Annotated in this window: 15 protein-coding genes and 2 tRNA genes; 16 read left to right on the plus strand and 1 reads right to left on the minus strand. The window is 57.7% G+C overall.

What is annotated here, in order from left to right:
* The first annotated feature begins 74 nt into the window (after window positions 1–74).
* The 8 genes from ppnN (at window position 75) to GGR62_RS04775 (ending at window position 8,800) form a co-directional block, all read left to right on the plus strand.
* The gene (ppnN, locus tag GGR62_RS04740; RefSeq protein WP_184406813.1) at window positions 75–1,460 is read left to right on the plus strand and encodes a nucleotide 5'-monophosphate nucleosidase PpnN; all 1,386 of its coding nucleotides are present in this window, start codon (window positions 75–77) and stop codon (window positions 1,458–1,460) included.
* Window positions 1,461–1,630: 170 nt separating this feature from the next.
* Window positions 1,631–2,146 carry a GspH/FimT family pseudopilin gene (locus tag GGR62_RS04745; protein WP_184406814.1) on the plus strand — a complete coding sequence of 172 codons (516 nt, stop codon included), beginning with the start codon at window positions 1,631–1,633 and terminating at the stop codon, window positions 2,144–2,146.
* A complete protein-coding gene (gene pilV, locus GGR62_RS04750; RefSeq protein WP_184406815.1) occupies window positions 2,143–2,619 on the plus strand; it encodes a type IV pilus modification protein PilV in 477 nt (158 codons plus the stop codon). The genes GGR62_RS04745 and pilV overlap by 4 nt, the downstream gene beginning before the upstream one ends.
* Complete coding sequence (locus GGR62_RS04755; protein WP_184406816.1) at window positions 2,616–3,782, plus strand: PilW family protein; 1,167 nt, start codon at window positions 2,616–2,618, stop codon at window positions 3,780–3,782. Before pilV ends, GGR62_RS04755 begins: the two co-directional genes overlap by 4 nt.
* A gap of 3 nt (window positions 3,783–3,785) precedes the next feature.
* Window positions 3,786–4,292: a PilX N-terminal domain-containing pilus assembly protein gene (locus GGR62_RS04760; RefSeq protein WP_184406817.1), complete on the plus strand. Its 507-nt coding sequence runs from the start codon at window positions 3,786–3,788 to the stop codon at window positions 4,290–4,292.
* A 10-nt stretch (window positions 4,293–4,302) separates the two neighbouring features.
* Window positions 4,303–8,208 carry a PilC/PilY family type IV pilus protein gene (locus GGR62_RS04765; protein WP_260305491.1) on the plus strand — a complete coding sequence of 1,302 codons (3,906 nt, stop codon included), beginning with the start codon at window positions 4,303–4,305 and terminating at the stop codon, window positions 8,206–8,208.
* Window positions 8,209–8,220: 12 nt separating this feature from the next.
* Window positions 8,221–8,670, plus strand: a complete 450-nt coding sequence (locus GGR62_RS04770) for a type IV pilin protein (RefSeq protein WP_184406819.1) — start codon at window positions 8,221–8,223, stop codon at window positions 8,668–8,670.
* Between the two features lie 53 nt (window positions 8,671–8,723).
* Window positions 8,724–8,800: transfer RNA gene (locus GGR62_RS04775), tRNA-Asn, on the plus strand.
* A 50-nt stretch (window positions 8,801–8,850) separates the two neighbouring features.
* On the opposite strand, the gene GGR62_RS04780 is transcribed toward GGR62_RS04775, so the two are convergent.
* Window positions 8,851–9,438 carry a GspH/FimT family pseudopilin gene (locus GGR62_RS04780; protein WP_326520234.1) on the minus strand — a complete coding sequence of 196 codons (588 nt, stop codon included), beginning with the start codon at window positions 9,436–9,438 and terminating at the stop codon, window positions 8,851–8,853.
* A 94-nt stretch (window positions 9,439–9,532) separates the two neighbouring features.
* Between GGR62_RS04780 and uvrB the strand changes: the two genes are divergently transcribed.
* From uvrB to GGR62_RS04820, 8 genes are all read left to right on the plus strand, one after another.
* Window positions 9,533–11,554 (plus strand): excinuclease ABC subunit UvrB, encoded by a 2,022-nt coding sequence (uvrB, locus tag GGR62_RS04785; protein ID WP_184406821.1) that lies wholly within the window; start codon window positions 9,533–9,535, stop codon window positions 11,552–11,554.
* A 96-nt stretch (window positions 11,555–11,650) separates the two neighbouring features.
* A tRNA-Val gene (locus tag GGR62_RS04790) sits at window positions 11,651–11,725 on the plus strand.
* Between the two features lie 446 nt (window positions 11,726–12,171).
* Complete coding sequence (locus tag GGR62_RS04795) at window positions 12,172–12,414, plus strand: hypothetical protein (protein ID WP_184406822.1); 243 nt, start codon at window positions 12,172–12,174, stop codon at window positions 12,412–12,414.
* 36 nt (window positions 12,415–12,450) lie between these two features.
* Entirely contained in the window at window positions 12,451–14,118 is a 1,668-nt protein-coding gene (locus GGR62_RS04800; RefSeq protein ID WP_184406823.1) for a type IV secretory system conjugative DNA transfer family protein, read from the plus strand.
* Between the two features lie 368 nt (window positions 14,119–14,486).
* Window positions 14,487–14,891, plus strand: a complete 405-nt coding sequence (locus GGR62_RS04805) for a hypothetical protein (RefSeq protein WP_184406850.1) — start codon at window positions 14,487–14,489, stop codon at window positions 14,889–14,891.
* 65 nt (window positions 14,892–14,956) lie between these two features.
* The gene (locus GGR62_RS04810) at window positions 14,957–15,886 is read left to right on the plus strand and encodes a type IV secretion system protein (RefSeq protein ID WP_184406824.1); all 930 of its coding nucleotides are present in this window, start codon (window positions 14,957–14,959) and stop codon (window positions 15,884–15,886) included.
* Entirely contained in the window at window positions 15,883–16,656 is a 774-nt protein-coding gene (locus GGR62_RS04815) for a TrbG/VirB9 family P-type conjugative transfer protein (protein WP_184406825.1), read from the plus strand. The genes GGR62_RS04810 and GGR62_RS04815 overlap by 4 nt, the downstream gene beginning before the upstream one ends.
* Complete coding sequence (locus GGR62_RS04820) at window positions 16,653–17,909, plus strand: TrbI/VirB10 family protein (protein WP_184406826.1); 1,257 nt, start codon at window positions 16,653–16,655, stop codon at window positions 17,907–17,909. The genes GGR62_RS04815 and GGR62_RS04820 overlap by 4 nt, the downstream gene beginning before the upstream one ends.
* The last annotated feature ends 3 nt before the right edge of the window (window positions 17,910–17,912 follow it).

Below are 17,912 nucleotides of genomic sequence, written 5' to 3' on the forward strand. Positions count from 1 at the left end.
GCCGGGTTCTCCCGGCCGTTTTCTTTTGTGTGGGTGAGTACGCTAAAGTCTTGTGCATAAGACAGGAGCAAGCTATGGAACTCAGCAGTACGGCAGCACGGGCGCTGCCGGTGGTGGATGCGCGGATCTACCCGCGCGGTGGTCTGGACGTGTTGTCCAAGGCGGAAGTGGCGCGACTGCGCGATGCATCCAGTGGCGGCATGCACGAGCTGTTGCGCCGTTGTGCATTGGCCGTGCTGACCAGCGGTAGTGCCTCGGACGACCCGCGTGCCGCGCGTGATCTGTATCCGGATTTCAACATTCAGGTGAACCAGCAGGATCGCGGCATCCGCATCGATCTGAGCAGTGCGCCAGCGATGGCGTTCGTCGATGGCGAGATCATCCGTGGTGTGGCCGAGCTGTTGTTCGCTGTCGTGCGCGACCTGGCCTACATGGCGATCGAGCTCGAAGCGCAACGCGCCGATCTCGATACCAGCGAGGGCATCACCAACGCGGTGTTCGGCCAGTTGCGCAATGCGCGCATCCTGCAGCCGTCCGACCCCAACCTGGTCGTGTGCTGGGGTGGGCATTCCATCTCGCGCGACGAGTATCTTTATACCAAGCAGGTGGGCTACGAGCTCGGCCTGCGTGGGCTGGACATCTGCACCGGCTGCGGCCCGGGTGCGATGAAGGGCCCGATGAAAGGCGCCACGATTGCCCACGCCAAGCAGCGCAAGCATCACACGCGCTACATCGGCCTCACGGAGCCGGGCATCATCGCTGCCGAATCGCCGAACCCGATCGTCAACCACCTGGTGATCATGCCGGACATCGAAAAGCGCCTGGAGGCCTTCATCCGCATCGGCCATGGCATTCTGGTGTTTCCGGGAGGGGTCGGCACGGCTGAGGAGATCCTCTACCTGCTTGGGATCCTGTTGCGCGAAGAGAACGCCCACTTGCCGTTCCCACTGATCCTGACCGGCCCGACCATCGCCGCGCCGTATTTCGAGCAGATCGACCGCTTCATCCGGCTCACGCTGGGCGAGGCTGCTGCTTCCCGCTACGAAATCATCGTGGGCGATCCGGTTGCAGTTGCGCGACGCATGGCCGAGGGTGTCCACGCAGTGCGTGCGCACCGCAAGGACCACAAGGACTCGTACTACTTCAACTGGTCGGTGCACATCCCGTTGGAGTACCAACAACCGTTCGAGCCGAGTCACCAGGCCATGGCCGCCCTGGACCTACACCACGGCCGCCCGGCACCTGCACTGGCCGCAGACCTGCGCCGCGCGTTCTCCGGCATTGTCGCCGGCAACGTCAAGGAAGACGGCATGCGCCGCATCGAGGAGTTCGGCCCGTTCGAAATCCACGGCGACCCGGACATCATGCAGGCCCTGGACGAGCTCCTGCGGGGCTTCGTCGAGCAGCGCCGGATGAAGATATCGGGGGACTACCGGCCTTGTTATCGGGTGGTGACCTAGGACTCAAGAGTATCCAATCTCTAGCCGAAAAGTGGTATGGGGAAGGTAAGTCGCTGGAAAGATTGTCCGACGCATACGTCGGTGACCCTGAAACAACCGTTCGTCCCCCTTGTGCTTGTTGCTAGGGGGCGGGCGTAGCATCTTGCACACGTCACGCTGGGGAGCGTTCAATGTCTTTTCGCCGATCTGCCGGCTTTACACTCGTTGAACTTATGATCGCGATCGTCGTGCTGGCGATCCTGCTCACCATTGCTTTTCCCAGCTTCCGCGGAACGCTTCGCTCCAATCGAGTCGCGAGCAGCGCCAACGAGACCCTCGGTCTGCTGTCGGTGGCGCGCAGTGAGGCCATTCGCAATCGCCGTGGTGGCGGTGTCTGCGGCAGCGCATCCGGGACCGCGTGCGACGACAACTGGGGTGCAGGAATGCTGGCCTGGGCTGATACAGATGGCGATGGGGCGTTCAAGACTGGCGATACGGTCCTGCGCTTCGTCGCGATCGACACATCGCTGTCCAGTACCGGTCCTTCTGGCGCCGTGATTGCCTTCGATGGGCGGGGGCGCAGGGTCTCGTCCACCAACCAACAGATCACGCTGCAGCCGGTGACCTGTGATGGGCAGGCGCTGCGTCGTAGCCTGTTCGTCAATGCCGCCGGCCAGATCACGTCTCAGAAGAGCTCCTGCCAATGATGCGTCTCCGTCCCTTCGTTTCGCCCTCTCGCACCAAGGGATTCAGTCTGCTTGAGGTGTTGATTGCTATCGTGGTTCTCGCCTTTGGCTTGCTTGGTTTTGCGCTGTTGCAGACGGCCAATGTGCGGTTCGTGCAAAGTTCCAACTACCGCACCCAGGCAACCAACCTGGCGTACGACCTGATGGACCAGATGCGAAGCAACCGCTTCCAGTCTGCCTGGTATACCGATGCCACCTTTGCCGCAAATAGCGTGACCGCAGCCAGCTGCAGCCGACCTCTCGGGAGCGTGGCCATCGCTGACAATATCGCGCGTTGGAAATGCCAGGTCGTACGCGCATTGGGAGAAGGTGCCAGCGCAACCGTTCTCAATAACAACGGCCAGGTCACCGTTGGCATTAGTTGGGGAGACCAGCGCTGGGACGCCAATAATCCCAACGCCCAGACCACCTTCACCCTGGTATCGCAGCTATGACGCAGCGGCCTTCTTCCAAGCGCGTCGCTGCGGGCATCAGCCTGATAGAGATGATGATCGCCATGGTGATCGGCCTTGTGCTGATGTTGGGAGTTATCCAGGTCTTTTCTGCGTCGCGTACCGCATCGATGCTGGCCGAAGGCAGTGCGCGCGCACAGGAAAACGGACGTTTCGCCATGGATTTCCTCCAGCGCGACATTCGCATGGCCGGGCATTTCGGCTGCGTCAATGACCAGGCGCATTTCGTGCGCGGGGAGGGCGACCCGGTGGTCACTACCGGCGCGGCCAGCGGCTCGGGTCATCCGCTGGATTTCAGCATCAGCGTGCAAGGCTACGAGGCGCCTAATACGACGCCTCCCGGCAGCCTGAAGCTTGGAGATAACTGGGCAGTACCAGCGAATCTGCCAGCGTCGATCACCAAGCTCAATCCGCGCGGCGGCAGCGATATCCTGGTCCTGCGTTTCCTAGCTCCTGAAGGCGTGCCAATCACAACGTTGACCACAGGCAGCAACAGCGTCGTGGGTTTCAATGCCTCTGCCGGATTGCGTTTGACAGAGGGGGGGCAGACGGCTCCGAACCTGTTCGGGGTTGCGGACTGCGCCCATGCCACGGTGTTCAAGGGCACCTATGCCAGCGGCCAAGTCACCGCCACAGGAACCAATCTGTCCAATTACTCCACCCGTCCTAGCGGGCAGGCCATGATATACCGCGCCGACTCGCTGGTGTATTACGTCGGTACATCGACAACCTCGGGTGAGCCTGCGCTAATGCGTGCACGGTCCAATGGCGTCGACGACTATGGCACGCCGGAAGAGTTGGTCGAAGGGATCGAGAACATGCAGCTGCTGTTCGGTCTCGATCAGACCGTGAACATGTCCAATACCTCGCCCCCGTTAGGAAACATCAGCACCCAGGCGATCGCGAGCGACGTATCCACTGCGGTCGATGCCACTGCTGCTGGCCAGTGGAGACGGGTCGGGCAAGTTCAGGTTGGCATCCTGGCGCGCAGTCCTGCACCTTCCACAGCCGAACGCCCGGCAAATGCGTTGAGTTATCCCAGTGCGTTGGGCGTCTCGTTTGCGCCGCCCACCCAGACGGATGGCCGCTACCGAATGACCTATGAATCCACGATCGCCTTACGCAACCGCCTGTTTGGGAATTGATCAATGAATGTAGCTCGCCCCCGCCCAATGCCTTCCCGCCCTCGTGGAGCAGTGCTCTATGTCGCCTTGATTATGCTGATTCTGCTGGCGTTGATCGGGATCGCCGGCATGCAGGTGGCAGGCATGCAGGAAAAAATGGCGTCCAATTATCTGGTGACCAACATCGCTTTCCAGAATGCCGAGGGCGTGACGCGAAGGAGCGAGCGGGCGATTGAAGCCATCGCCAATCGCAAGAGTGCTCCCAGCGACGCAACGTTGGTCGACACGGATATCCAGCAAAACTGCGATACCGCATTCGATCCGGTGGCTTGGGCGCGTAATAAGGCCGTGTCGGTGAACCAGGCGGTCAATGTGCGGCGCATCGACTCGTGCATTATCGGTGGCGGCTCGCTCGCGATGGGCGATACGGTAGATCCTGTAACTCCTGTATATCAAATCACCACCTTCGCCAACGATGCGACGACGGATGCATCTTCGTCGGCGGCGATCGATTCCATCTTCAAGCTTTGAGGCCGTGAGCATGTCGCGTCGCACCGTTCGAACCGCTATCGCCTCCGTCATCGTCCTGATCGCGATGAGCGGTTACTTCGTATACAACCTGATCGCGGCGCAGGGTCAGGAAAAGTTGGCACAGGGTCCACTTAATAATGGCAGTCCGGTCGCGCCAGCATTTATTATGACGGTGGATGATTCGAACTCAATGACGTTCGAGCGTATTTTCAAAGGCGGTGATGGGCGGCTGCAATGGAATAGTGTCAATTCCAGCTTCTTTAACGCCGATGGAAGTTTTTTTAATAATGGTTCCGACTGTAATGGTTTTGTCGACTGTTACGTGTATTTATTTCCTTTTCCCTTGTATAATTCGTCATATAGTCCGGGTGTGGCTCTTCCGCCGATTGATCAATTTGGTTTTGCAAGATCGCCAGCATATAACGCTAATTATTTCGATCCGAATATCAAGTACGAACCGTGGAGTCTATCCAAAGGCGATGATGCTAATAAGGGCTTATGGCCGCAGGCCGATTTTGGCAGTGCTCGAGCGGATTCACGTGACCCCGATGTTTATTGGGAAGACGGCACGATAAGCATGAGCCGCTACGACACTGCCGTTAATCTTGGAGTAAGTAGAGAGGTTAATAGCGATAGTTCATTTCGGTTTTTAATTGGAATGACGATTCCTTCTGGGACGCGCTATCGCACGGGCGGTAATGCTAGGGCGTGCAATACCAACAACTCAAATGGCCTGCCGGGCACGAATGGACTTTGGTCAACTCTTAGCTTTAATGCCCAGGTGGCTGCAAATTGTTCGGTGCAAATCTCCTACGTCCCTGCAACGTTCTATTTGCCTGCCGCCGCCCCGGCGCCCGCAGGATACCTGACTAACAACGCCAATCGGCCAATTATCGCAAATGCATGCGGCCCGGGGTGCAATATGCGGCGATATCAAATATTGCGGAGCAATTATTCCGCTGCTAATACGTCTGCTTATAATGACGCCAAACAAAATTTTGCTAATTGGTTTCAATATCACCGGAATCGTATTCTCTCGATCATTGGCTCCGAGTCGCGAGCATTGACCGGCATTGAAAATATGCGGGTCGGTTATTTCACAATCAATAATTTGGCTCAGCCGACCATGTATGATGTCACGAACGATGATTCGCGTGAGGCTTTATTTCAGCAAATTTATCGTCTCAGGCCGAGTGGTGGCACGCCAAATCGCGCGGCCATCGATTATTTGGGTCAACAATTTAGGCGGACGGGGGACGGAGCTCCGGTGGTGCGCGCATGTCAGAAGAATGGCGGCATGCTATTTACTGATGGGTACACGACCAAGAACAATTCGGTCACTGGCTATGGCAATGCCGATTCCACTGGTACGGTGGATTTCCCCATCGTGCCGTTCGCTGATAGTTACAGCGATACAATCGCTGACATCGCTGCGAGTTATTATTCAGGGGCTTCTACGCCACTAGTGACAGGGCCGGGCTTCCCGGCTGGGCTGGTGCCTGTGGACGAAAAGTGCGCGACGCTCGCCAAGACATCTGCGGATTGGAAGCGTTTGGACTGCCAGAAAGATCTGCATATGAACTTCTATGCGATCACATTAGGCGCGCAGGGGAATATCTATGAGGTCAATCAAGCGGCTACAGATGACCCCTACGCCAATGCCCCAGACTGGACTGGAAATGGAAATCCGGTAACTTCTGACGATGGTCGTGTCATTGACGAGCTATGGCACGCCACGGTCAATAGTCGTGGTCAGTTTATCAACGCCAAGAGTCCTGATGAAGTGACCAGTGCCATGCGCCGCGTGCTGTCGGCTGCCAGTGCCCCCAACTCGCCGTCTGGCACCCTTGCGTTGACAGGTGCGCGCATCGGTGCAGGCTCGTTGACCGTCACTCCTGAGTACCAGATCAAGAACAACGCCACGGATTGGTCCAGTACGCTGAAGGCCAATAGTGTCTCTGTCGATCCGGATACGCGCGAGGCGCGCTTTACGCCGCTCTGGGAGGCAGCTGCGCAAATGCCAACTGCAAGTGCGCGTAATGTGTACTTCAATGATGGCAGCAACGTGCGAAAGCTCGATGGCACTACCATCAGCTTAAGCGGTCTATGCAGTCTGTCTAAGACGTTGTATCCCAGTCAGTCGCTTTGCTCTGAGTCAGACCTGACCAGTCTTGGTGCAACCGCCCCGACTGCAGCCAATTATCTGCTGGGCGACCGCAGCGGCGAAGTTCAGCAGGGCGGCAAGCTACGCGATCGGAGTACTGTGCTCGGCGATATCGTCAATTCCACACCGGTGATCAGTGCCCCGGTCGATGACTACGGATATCGTAGCCTGGGCGGCACGCTTGGGACTAGCTATACCAACTACCTGAATAGCAAGCGCAACAAAAGCTATATGGTGTATGCAGGAGCCAACGATGGCATGCTGCATGCTTTCGATGGCGGCATCGACATCACTGGTGCCGTTACCGGAAGTGGTGGCCGCGAGCGCTTTGCGTATGTGCCGGCAACTTCCTATGGCCACATGGGAAATTTGTTGCTTCCGTACCAAGCCACTAAGTCGTCTACGTTGCTCAATTTTGAGCATCGTTATTTTGTCGATGGTCCGATTGCCGTAGGAGATACCTACTACAACAACGCCTGGCAGACGACGCTGGTCGGCACCACGGGTGCAGGGGGTCGGGGTGTCTTCGCACTAGACGTTAGCAATCCCGCAAGCTTCGGTGCCGGTAGCCGTCTCTGGGAGATCAACGATCTTGCTGGCGATGCCGCTGTGCGCGCGAACATCGGGCATGTGCTCGGCAAGCCCGTCATCGTCCCTGTGCGCGCGTCCAATGGGACGGTCAGCTGGAAGGCAATCTTTGGTAATGGTTATTCTAGCGCCAGTGGGAAGGCGGTGCTGTTCGTTGTCGATATCGGAACCAACTCCACACCGACGATTCGGATGATTGAGGCAACTGAGGCGGGGACTTCAATCAGCGGCAATAACGGGCTCGGCAATCTTATTGTACTGGATCGCATCGATAATCTGACGATCGACCCGACTACCAATAAGCCAGCTCGCACGCGTGATGGATATGCCGATACCGTCTATGCGGCCGATCTTCGCGGAGCAATCTGGAAGTTCGATCTCACTTCGACCGCAACGTCAGTAACCGTCCCCGCGTTCACGACCGGGATTTATTCCGAAGGTGGTCTAAACTATCGTCAGCCGATCACTGGTGGGCTGCAGGCCGCTTCCGGCGAGAATGGAGGGGTGCTGGTTTTGTTCGGCACGGGCAGTTTCTCGTTTAATAAAGACAACCTGGCGAGTTCCGCGCTGCAGACGCAGAGTTTGTATGGCTTCACGGATCAGGTGGATGGCGTGCTTTCCTCAACTCTCACAAGGACGAACCTGACTCCATACTCGGTCAGTACTGGCGCCTCCGCTACCACTCGATCGCTGCAGCAGGGGACTGCTCCCGCCCTGGCACTTGGCTGGTACGTGGATCTGCCCGCCGGTGAGCGATTTGTGGGCTATCCCGAACTCGTTTCAGGAATTCTGTTCATGCCCACCTACTCGCCGCTCGCGATCAGCAGCGGGTGCAGTACCGATGGTGTGAACTGGTTGTTCGGATTAAATCCGCGAACCGGCGTCGGAGCCCTATCCGGCGTGCGAATGGGGGGGATTGGTGGCTCCACGCTTGCTACCGGTTCGGCTGGCATTTCGCTCAATACTGGCGGCAATGCGCCGGTCAAGGACGTGGGTGTGTCGGTCGTGCCCAGGCTCGAGCCGAAGGTCAATCCCAAGGATGGTTCTGCGGCGCCTACTGTTCCTGCAGGTTCGGGCTGCTGGATGATCGTCAGCGTAGCCGGTGCCGCGCCCATGTATGTCCCTTATCCTTGCGGCCGCCAGTCCTGGCGCCAGCTTCAGTAACGGAGATTGTCAATGCCCTTAGACCTCTCGCGCTCCCTGTCTAGACAACTTCGCCAGCGTGCCGGCGCCGGTGGCTTTACCTTGATCGAGTTGATGATCGTCGTCGCGATCATCGGCATCTTGGCGGCTGTCGCCTACCCGTCTTACGCCGACCATGTTCGCAAGTCTCGCCGAGCGCAGGCCAAGGCCGACCTGGTCGAATACTCGCAGTTGTTGGAACGCTCGCATACGACTAACAACACCTATGCCAGTTTCAAGTTCGGAAACGGGTCGACGACCATCCAGTCGCCGCGCGAGGGCGGTACAGCGCAATACAGCATCACGCTCGCGACCACGCAGTCGACCTTTACCTTGACCGCTGGGCCTCAGGGCAATCAGGCCAAGGACAAGTGCGGCACGCTGACGTTGAACCAAGCAGGGGTGAAGACGCCGAGTGCAACTACCACTCCAGGCTGCTGGTAGCTTTGTGCTAGGTGTTGCGCTCCTGCAAAGTTGCATCTAGAATACGCCTCCCCGCCCGAATAGCTCAGCCGGTTAGAGCACTTGACTGTTAATCAGGGGGTCGTTGGTTCGAGTCCAACTTCGGGCGCCAAGATGTTGAAGAGGCCGCGATTAGTCGCGGCCTCTTTTTTTGGCTGCAGCTCAGTGCGCAGAGCAACTAGTTGGCTGCCTATAGCGGACGGACCGTGTTCGTCCTGAGTTGTTGACGATGACATCCGCCAGTCGTTGAGCGCGCGTGCATAGGCTAATGGTGATGTTGCTACCGCTATTGCGGCCGTTCGGAAGGAATCGGACAAGCGATCTGCCGATCGTTCCAGTGATGCTGATGTTGTCGCTTGCAGCGTACTGTTCAACCCGCACGATCGAGTGAACGTCTGCAGGCTGTCCACTACGCTGCGGATCTTTGAAAAGGATCCATCCCTGGCTCCACTCCCTTTCAGATCGGCAACTCGCCCCATCAATCGATGGGCAGACACTGACCGGTATGCGATGAGTGATAGCAAGACTCCGGGCCATCGCTAGATGCCCGGTGAGTAGGTGAACCCGTGTCTGCGCTCGCTGCCATTCGATCAACGTCCTGAAGCTGGGCAGGCAGATGGTCGCCATGATCCCGATGAGTGCCATCACGATCAGTAGTTCGACTGCCGTGTACCCTTTCGTGCACGAACGAGTCACTGCTGGCATCGCGCTTCTCCTTGACATGGAGAAAGCAGTTTCTACGGCGGCCATAGCTCAGGTAACGTCTGACCCTACTTGATGGGGCGTCAGATTTTTCCCGATCGTGACCTCCGGCTTCGTGTAGTCCTCCCCCGAGACCCGCTCCATGACCGACCGTTTCCAGCTCGTATCCCCGTACTCCCCAGCCGGCGACCAGCCGGCAGCCATTGACAAGTTGGTGGCCAGCTTCGAGGCCGGCCTGGCCAAGCAGACCTTGTTGGGCGTGACCGGTTCGGGCAAGACCTACACCATTGCCAACGTGATCGAGCAGGTGCAGAAGCCGACCCTGGTGATGGCGCCCAACAAGACGCTGGCGGCGCAGTTGTACGGCGAGTTCAAGTCGTTCTTCCCCCACAACGCGGTGGAATACTTCGTCAGCTACTACGACTACTACCAGCCCGAGGCCTATGTGCCGTCGTCGGACACCTTCATCGAGAAGGACAGTTCGATCAACGAGCATATCGAGCAGATGCGCCTGTCGGCGACCAAGACCTTGCTGTCGCGCCGCGATTCGTTGGTGGTGGCCACCGTGTCGGCGATCTACGGCCTGGGCGCGCCGGAAGACTACTTGTCGCTGCGGTTGATCCTGTCAGTGGGCGAGCACATCGATCAACGCCAGTTGATCCGCCATCTCACCGATCTGCAGTACACCCGCAACGAATTCGAATTGACGCGCGGCGCATTCCGCGTGCGTGGCGAAGTGCTGGATGTGTTTCCTGCCGAGTCCGATACCGAGGCCTTGCGCATCGAGTTGTTCGATGGCGACATCGAGCAGCTGACCTTGTTCGATCCGTTGACCGGCGAAACGCTGCGCAAGCTGCAGCGCTACACCGTCTACCCAAAGACGCACTACGCAACTACGCGCGAGCGCACGCTGAGTGCGGTGGACACGATCAAGGATGAGCTGAAGGAGCGGTTGGAGCAGTTGTATTCGCAGAACAAGCTGGTCGAAGCGCAGCGCCTGGCGCAGCGCACCCAGTTCGACCTGGAAATGATGGCCGAAGTCGGCTTCTGCAACGGCATCGAAAACTACTCGCGGCATCTCACCGGCAAGGCCCCCGGCGAGCCGCCGCCGACGCTGTTCGACTACCTGCCGCCAGATGCGCTGCTGGTCATCGACGAGTCGCACGTGACCATTCCGCAGATCGGCGCGATGTACAAGGGCGATCGCTCGCGTAAGGAAACCTTGGTGGAGTTCGGTTTCCGTCTACCGTCGGCGCTGGACAACCGGCCGCTGCGTTTCGAGGAGTGGGAGGCGCGTTCGCCACGCAGCATCTATGTCTCGGCGACGCCAGGTCCCTACGAGCTACGCGAGTCCGCGGGCGAGATCACCGAGCTGGTGGTGCGCCCGACCGGTTTGATTGATCCGGTCGTGGAAATCCGCCCGGTCGGAACGCAGGTCGACGACCTGATGTCCGAAATCCACGAGCGCATCAAGCTCGGCGACCGCGTGTTGGTGACGACGCTGACCAAGCGCATGTCCGAGAACCTCACCGAGTACCTCGGTGAGCACGGCATCCGCGTGCGCTATCTGCATTCGGATATCGACACGGTGGAGCGCGTGGAGATCATCCGCGACCTGCGCCTGGGCAAGTTCGACGTGCTGGTTGGCATCAACCTGTTGCGCGAAGGCCTGGACATGCCGGAAGTGTCGCTGGTGGCGATCCTGGATGCAGACAAGGAAGGCTTCCTGCGTTCGACCGGTTCGCTGATCCAGACCATCGGGCGCGCCGCACGCAACCTGCGCGGCAAGGCCATTCTGTATGCCGACAAGATGACGCGTTCGATGCAGGCCGCGATCGACGAGACCGATCGTCGTCGCGAGAAGCAGGTCGAGTACAACCTGGAACACGGCATCACGCCCAAGTCGGTAGCGCGTCCGATCTCCGACATCATGGAAGGTGCGCGCGAGGATGCGGCCGAGAAGAAAGCGGGCAAGGGGCGCTCGAAGTCGCGTCAGGTGGCCGAAGAAACTCCGGACTACCGGGCGATGGGGCCTGCAGAGATCGCCGGCAAGCTCAAGAGTCTGGAGCAGAAGATGTACCAGCACGCCAAGGATCTGGAGTTCGAGGCCGCCGCACAGATTCGCGACCAGATCCAGAAGCTGAAAGCCGCGAGCCTGGGCTAGGGCGGGACGACAGGCCCGTTGCTGGCAGGGCTTGTGGTGATCAAAACCCTGCGCTAGAATGCGCGCCCTGCACAGCGCAATGCTGACGCAGAAAACGGGCGGTTAGCTCAGCGGTAGAGCACTACCTTGACATGGTAGGGGTCACAGGTTCGAACCCTGTACCGCCCACCACTCCAAGTCCAGATTGCAGGCGACTTGAGTGGTTTGAACGAAATCATCTGAATTGCACGTGATGTTTCGACGAGTTGCCTTTGGGTGACCTTGCAGGTTATGCGAGTTCTACCCCCGCCTTGTTGATCTCCGTTGTCAGGCGCTGGCCGTCCTTACCAAGCGCTGTAGCTAGAGGCCCCTGGTTTCCTCCTGATGCGGCCATTTTTAATGGCAGTGCGCTACCTGCCCAATCGCCGGCCCCCGGCGAGCTCTTCTTGCTTGCTGTTCGAATCGCTTCGGCGTCGCGCAGGGCGGAGGCATGGGGTCGTGCGCCCGCCATCCGAGTCTTGGCGGTTTTCGACGCCATCGCCTGAACTCGCGGTTCCGTCGGCGTTACCGAAACCGCTTTCTCCATCACACGTCTTGCTTTAGCATCCATTCCGCGCTGACGAAAAGGAAGGCTGGCGATGGACGAGTATCAGCACACCGTGCTGACCAGGGGAGGCTACCGTGTCGTGGCAATCACCCGCGATGAAACCTATGCGCCCGACGCAGTGGTGGCCTATGCGGTGGTGACGGATGCCGGAACGCGGCTAACGCCGGATCTTTCATTGGATCAAGCCAAGGTCTGGATCGACTCGCTCGTCGAGAGCGAAAGCGGTGGGCGCAAGGCTGACTCCATCGATCATAAACATGGCGTCCGCCGCTAAATTGCCGTTGAGTTGCAACCCAAGGAGTAAGGGCGCGTGTCCAAGCCAAAGATAATTGCAATCGCCACCGTGGTGACATTGCTTGTTGGGTATCTGCTGTCTGGATATTTGACTTTGCTGCTGTTGCGGCTCGATACCGGGCTGTACGCGTGGGATACCTACTACCGTTACTTCAAGGCGCTGAGCCTGCCGGAAGTAGCGCCTTACGCGAGCAAGATCAAGATGTCCGGCATCATCGGCTTCGGTGTGCCGGGGATCATCTGGGCCATCGCGGTTGTGCTCATGGTCAAGCCCAAGGCGCGAGCGCTGCATGGTGATGCGCGCTTCGCCGGGGCATCCGATCTTTCCAAGCATGGCTTGTTCAAGCCGAGCGGCAACGGCATCGTCGTCGGCAAGTTCAACGGCAAACTCGTCAGGTTGAGTGGGCAGCAGTTCGTGATCCTCGCCGCGCCGACGCGCTCGGGCAAGGGTGTCGGCGTGGTCATTCCCAATCTGCTCGAGTATCAGGAATCGATCGTCGTGCTGGACATCAAGCAGGAGAATTTCGACCTGACCAGCGGTTGGCGCGCAAGTCAGGGACACGAAGTGTTCCTGTTCAATCCCTTTGCCGAAGACCGCCGCACGCATCGCTGGAATCCGCTGACCTACGTCTCCAGCGATCCTGCATTTCGTGTCTCGGATCTGATGAGCATTGCGGCGATGCTGTACCCGGATGGGTCCGACGACCAGAAATTCTGGGTCAGTCAGGCGCGTAACGCCTTCATGGCGTTCGCCTTGTATCTATTCGAGAACCGGGATGAGGAGCTGCAGCTTGGCTTCCCCGGTGGGGCGGGCGCCCCGACACTGGGTGGCATCTACCGCCTGTCGTCCGGTGATGGCACCGATCTCAAGAAGTACCTGAAGTCGCTCTCCGAGCGCAGGTTCCTCAGCGGCAACGCACGCTCCGCGTTTGCCAACATGTTGTCCCAGGCGGATGAGACCTTCGCCTCGATCATGGGCACCTTGAAGGAGCCGCTCAACGCGTGGATCAATCCTGTCCTGGATGCGGCAACCAGCGCAGACGATTTCCTGCTGACCGATCTCCGCAAGAAGAAGATGACCATTTACATCGGCATCCAGCCCAACAAGCTTGCCGAAAGCCGCCTGATCATCAACTTGCTCTTCAGTCAGATCATCAACCTCAACACCCGCGAACTTCCCAAGTCCAACCCGGAGTTGAAGTATCAGTGCCTGTTGTTGATGGACGAGTTCACCTCCATCGGCAAGGTAGACATCATCGCGACTGCGGTCGCGTACATGGCCGGCTACAACCTGCGTCTGCTGCCGATCATCCAGAGCATGGCGCAGCTGGACGCCACCTATGGCAAGGATCTGTCAAGAACGATCATCACCAACCACGCCCTGCAAATTCTGTACGCGCCGCGGGAACAGCAAGACGCGAACGACTACTCGGAGATGCTTGGTTACACGACCATCAAGAAGAAGAACATCACCCGTGGCAGGGAGACCACGCGCAGCACCTCGGAGGAGCGGCGTGCCTTGATGCTCCCGCAGGAACTCAAGGCAATGGGCAACGAAAAGGAAGTCTTCCTTTACGAGGGCATCCCGCACCCGGTGAAATGCGACAAGATCCGGTATTACGAAGACAAATATTTCACGCGACGTTTGCTAGACAAAGTAAGGGTAGAGCCCATTCACATTTAATGTGAATTGAGTCACATTTTAGGGCGAGGTTGTGCACGCTTTGCTGAAATTTTAACTAATGCTTGACGCGGCCGCTTTGTCAGTGCAGATTTGCACGGTGCGGTCGTTCTTGCACTCACGGGCATGGCCGGAGCGGCTCTGCTGGGGTCTTTAACAGGGAATGTTTTCGATGATTTTTCGATGAAGCTAGTTGCCTCCACCGCCGCGGTCTGTTCGGAGCTTCAGGCATTTGTGCTGAGTTCTCGATGTGAGTGGAATGGAAGGCCCCTCTGGGTTCATGTTAAGCCAGTGGCTACTGTGAACCCTTCTGGCGAAAGCCGTCACTCCCGCCATGGAGATGTAGCGTGAGGCAAGCGCAGTTCCTAAAAATGTGTGTGATTTCTGGTGCAATCATCTTGCTCAGCGCGTGCGCGACCAAGGCTGCTCCGGACTTCGGTGGTCGTTGGAAGCCGGTCAATCGGTTTGCAAAGACCACCATGGAGATTCCGCTTTACAAGTCCTACGTCTACCAGGCGACTCCTATGGATGGAACGTTGAAGGCGATGTTGGAGCGGTGGGCCAAGGATTCGAACATGGAACTGGATTACAAGATACTTTCGGACTACACGCTTTTCGGTGAAGTGTCCGAAATTGCCAGCACGAATGTTAGCGAGGCAGCATCCAGCCTGAGTTCTGTATACGCGGCTCAGGGGGTTTCAGTCTCGGTTGCCGGTAACAAAATCGTTGTACAGCCAGCGGCGGCGTCGGCTGCCGGGTCTGCCACGAATCATTAAATTATTCCGCTGCCTCCCTGTGGGGGCTGACCTGACGATAGTGTTTTGTAATCAACGGATAACCCATGTTCCGTAAGAAGGAAGCTGCGGGGGCCAAGGTAGAGCAATCTGTCGCCAAGGCCGTCAGTTATGAGATCACTGTTGCCGACATGGCTCGCAAAAGCGAGCGGCGTGCATGGATGGTCGCCGGTTGTTCGGTTGCACTGTCAATCGTGCTAGCGGGAGGATATTTTTATATCCTTCCTTTAAAGGAGAAGATTCCTTTCTTGGTGATGGCCGATGCCTATACCGGTACTGCGACCGTTGCGCGTCTGACAGGAACCTTTCAGGGTGAGAAAATCACCACAAATGAGGCTGTCAACCGCAGTAACGTTGCACAATATGTGTTGGCACGTGAATCTTACGATTCGCAGCTGATGGGTTTGAGGGATTGGGACTTGGTTTTTTTGATGTCCTCCGACTCAGTGGCTGCATCTTATCGACAACTCTACGCGAGGGCCAATCCGGCCAATCCGTTCGTCATGTATGGTCGTGAAAAAGCGATCAGGGTCAAGATTCTGAGCTTGACCCCTTTGGATGCTCGGCCAGACGGTGGTTTCAGTGGTGCTTCAGTTCGAATTCAAAGGAATTTATTCGACAAGCGGACCGGTACAAGTAAGTACCTCGATAGTCGAATTGTCACTTTGAGATTTGATTATCGCAACGATGTGGCGTTCTCCGAGCAGGATAGAGTGCTCAATCCGCTTGGGTTCCAGGTGGCCGAATATCGAGCCGATACAGATTATTCGAAGGGTGTGCCTGTTCCGGCTGATGACGGGGGAACGATTGGAGCACCGGTCGACCAGGCTGCTCCAGCACCACAGGGCTCGGGTGAGTTGCCTGCATCGGCAGGGGAGCAATTGCCTGCGATTGGAGCTGGTGCGCCTCAAGCAGTCGAGTCAGAGATATCCGAACCGATTTCCATTGGAACTGCTGAGGGAGCAAGCAACCGATGAGTAGTGGACGTAAATATGGGCTAGCAGTAGCCCTCCTTATTGCAGTCGCCGCATCGCCAGTCGTCGTGCAGGCACAGGCGGTTGATTACTATGATTATAAGCCTGATCAGATTTACCAGGTCCGGACCGGGTTGGGAATCACGACCCAGATTGAATTAAGTCCGAATGAGAAGATTCTGGATTACAGTACCGGTTTTAGCAGCGGCTGGGAACTCACCAGGCGCGGCAATGTCTTCTATCTGAAGCCCAAGAATGTCGACGTGGATACGAATCTGATGGTTCGTACGGAGATGAATTCTTATATCTTCGAGTTAAAGGTGGTTGCGACCGATTGGCGCCAACTCGAGCAGGCGCGTCGGGAAGGCGTACAGTACAAGATTGCATTCACTTATCCCGGCGATACGCAGTTCGCGGTCGCGCAAAAAGCGGTCGAAGAAGAAGTTAAACCGCTATTGAGCAGCGAGCTGGCTAAAGATCGTCAGTATTATTTCGACTATTCCTATTCGACGCGGAACAAGAAAAAAGCATGGCTGATTCCGGTCAGTGCCTATGATGATGGCCGTTTCACCTATTTGAAGCTGAATCCGTCTCCTGAATTTCAGACCGGTAGCTTCCCGGCGGTGTTTGGTCGTGAGCAGGAACATGGCGAGGACTTTGTGGTGAATACCACTGTTGAAGGGAACACGTTGGTTGTGCACGGGACGTACCCTTATCTGGTCATCCGTCACGGTGATAACGTGGTCGGGCTGCGAAGGAATGCAAAGAAATGAGTCCAAATACTTCTAACAACGATCAAGGTCGTGAGCAGGCCGATGCTGCTGGTGGAACTCACGAGGAAGCACTGGGTTCGAACCCTTACTACAGTCGTGCACAGGGCGATGCTCCCAACCTGGACGCCGCAGCGCCGACCCTGCGAAGTGCCGAAGATCAGCGGCTGAACAGGAAAGCGCTGGTGTTCCTGGCGGGTATCGTTGCGTTGCTCATCCTGATGGGCTTCTTGGTGCTTCGGAAGTCGCGTGACGACGAAGAGGCGCCAAAGAAGGATACGCAGATGGCGCGCACTGCTACTCCGACGATTCCCAGTTTGCAGCGCGACCCGGAGCCAGTGCAGCAGAGTGAGCCGGATGCAATCGACGTGTTGCCGGCGCTTCCGAGTTCACCGCCACAGGTCAACTACCAGCCTGTTCCCGATGCCCCGCAGCGTGATCGTGGCCCCACGTTGCTTGAGCGGCGCATGGCATCCACGGGAATGGGGTCGGGTGGGCAGGGCGGTACTAGTGATGGCGGGGCGGGCGAGCCGTCACAGCCTTCTGATGATATGTACCGTCAGCTGATGTCCCGGATGCCAGGTGGCGAGCCGTTGCCTGCCAATACCGAGACCAAACGCGGTCCCGACGTTGAGAACATCTCAAGCGCCAGTTTCATCAACCATCCTGATGCGTTGCTGGTCAGGGGTACTTATCTGCGATGTGTGCTTGAAACGCGCATCATCACTGACGTGCCTGGGTTCACATCTTGTCTGTTGACAGAGCCTGTTTATTCCATCAACGGGCGCAGTTTGCTACTACCCAAGGGTTCCAAGATATACGGAAGCTATGGTGGTGGTCCGACGGGCAAGCGTGTTTCCGTGATCTGGGATCGCATTACTACCCCAAACGGCATCGACGTTGCCATGTCCAGTCCTGGTGTGGATCAGTTGGGTGGTGCAGGGCATCCGGGTCAGTACAGCGCACATTGGGGAAGCCGAATCACATCTGCGCTGATGATCAGCATGCTGGCCGATATCTTTAAATATGCGGCCGCCGAGAACGGGCCTCAGACGACGACGATCACAGGTAATGGCTTGGCAATTCAGCAGCCTTATGAAAGCTCGACTGCTCGCACCATGGAGCGTCTGGCAGGCGAGGCTCTGAACGAGAACATGCGTCGTCCGCCGACGGTCACAATTAACCAGGGTGTCGTGGTGAACGTGTACGTGGCTAAGGATGTTGATTTTACTGCCGTGCTTGCACGGCGCCGCTGACGG

This window comes from Xanthomonas sp. 3075 (genome assembly GCF_014197275.1).
GTDB lineage: Bacteria > Pseudomonadota > Gammaproteobacteria > Xanthomonadales > Xanthomonadaceae > Xanthomonas > Xanthomonas campestris_B.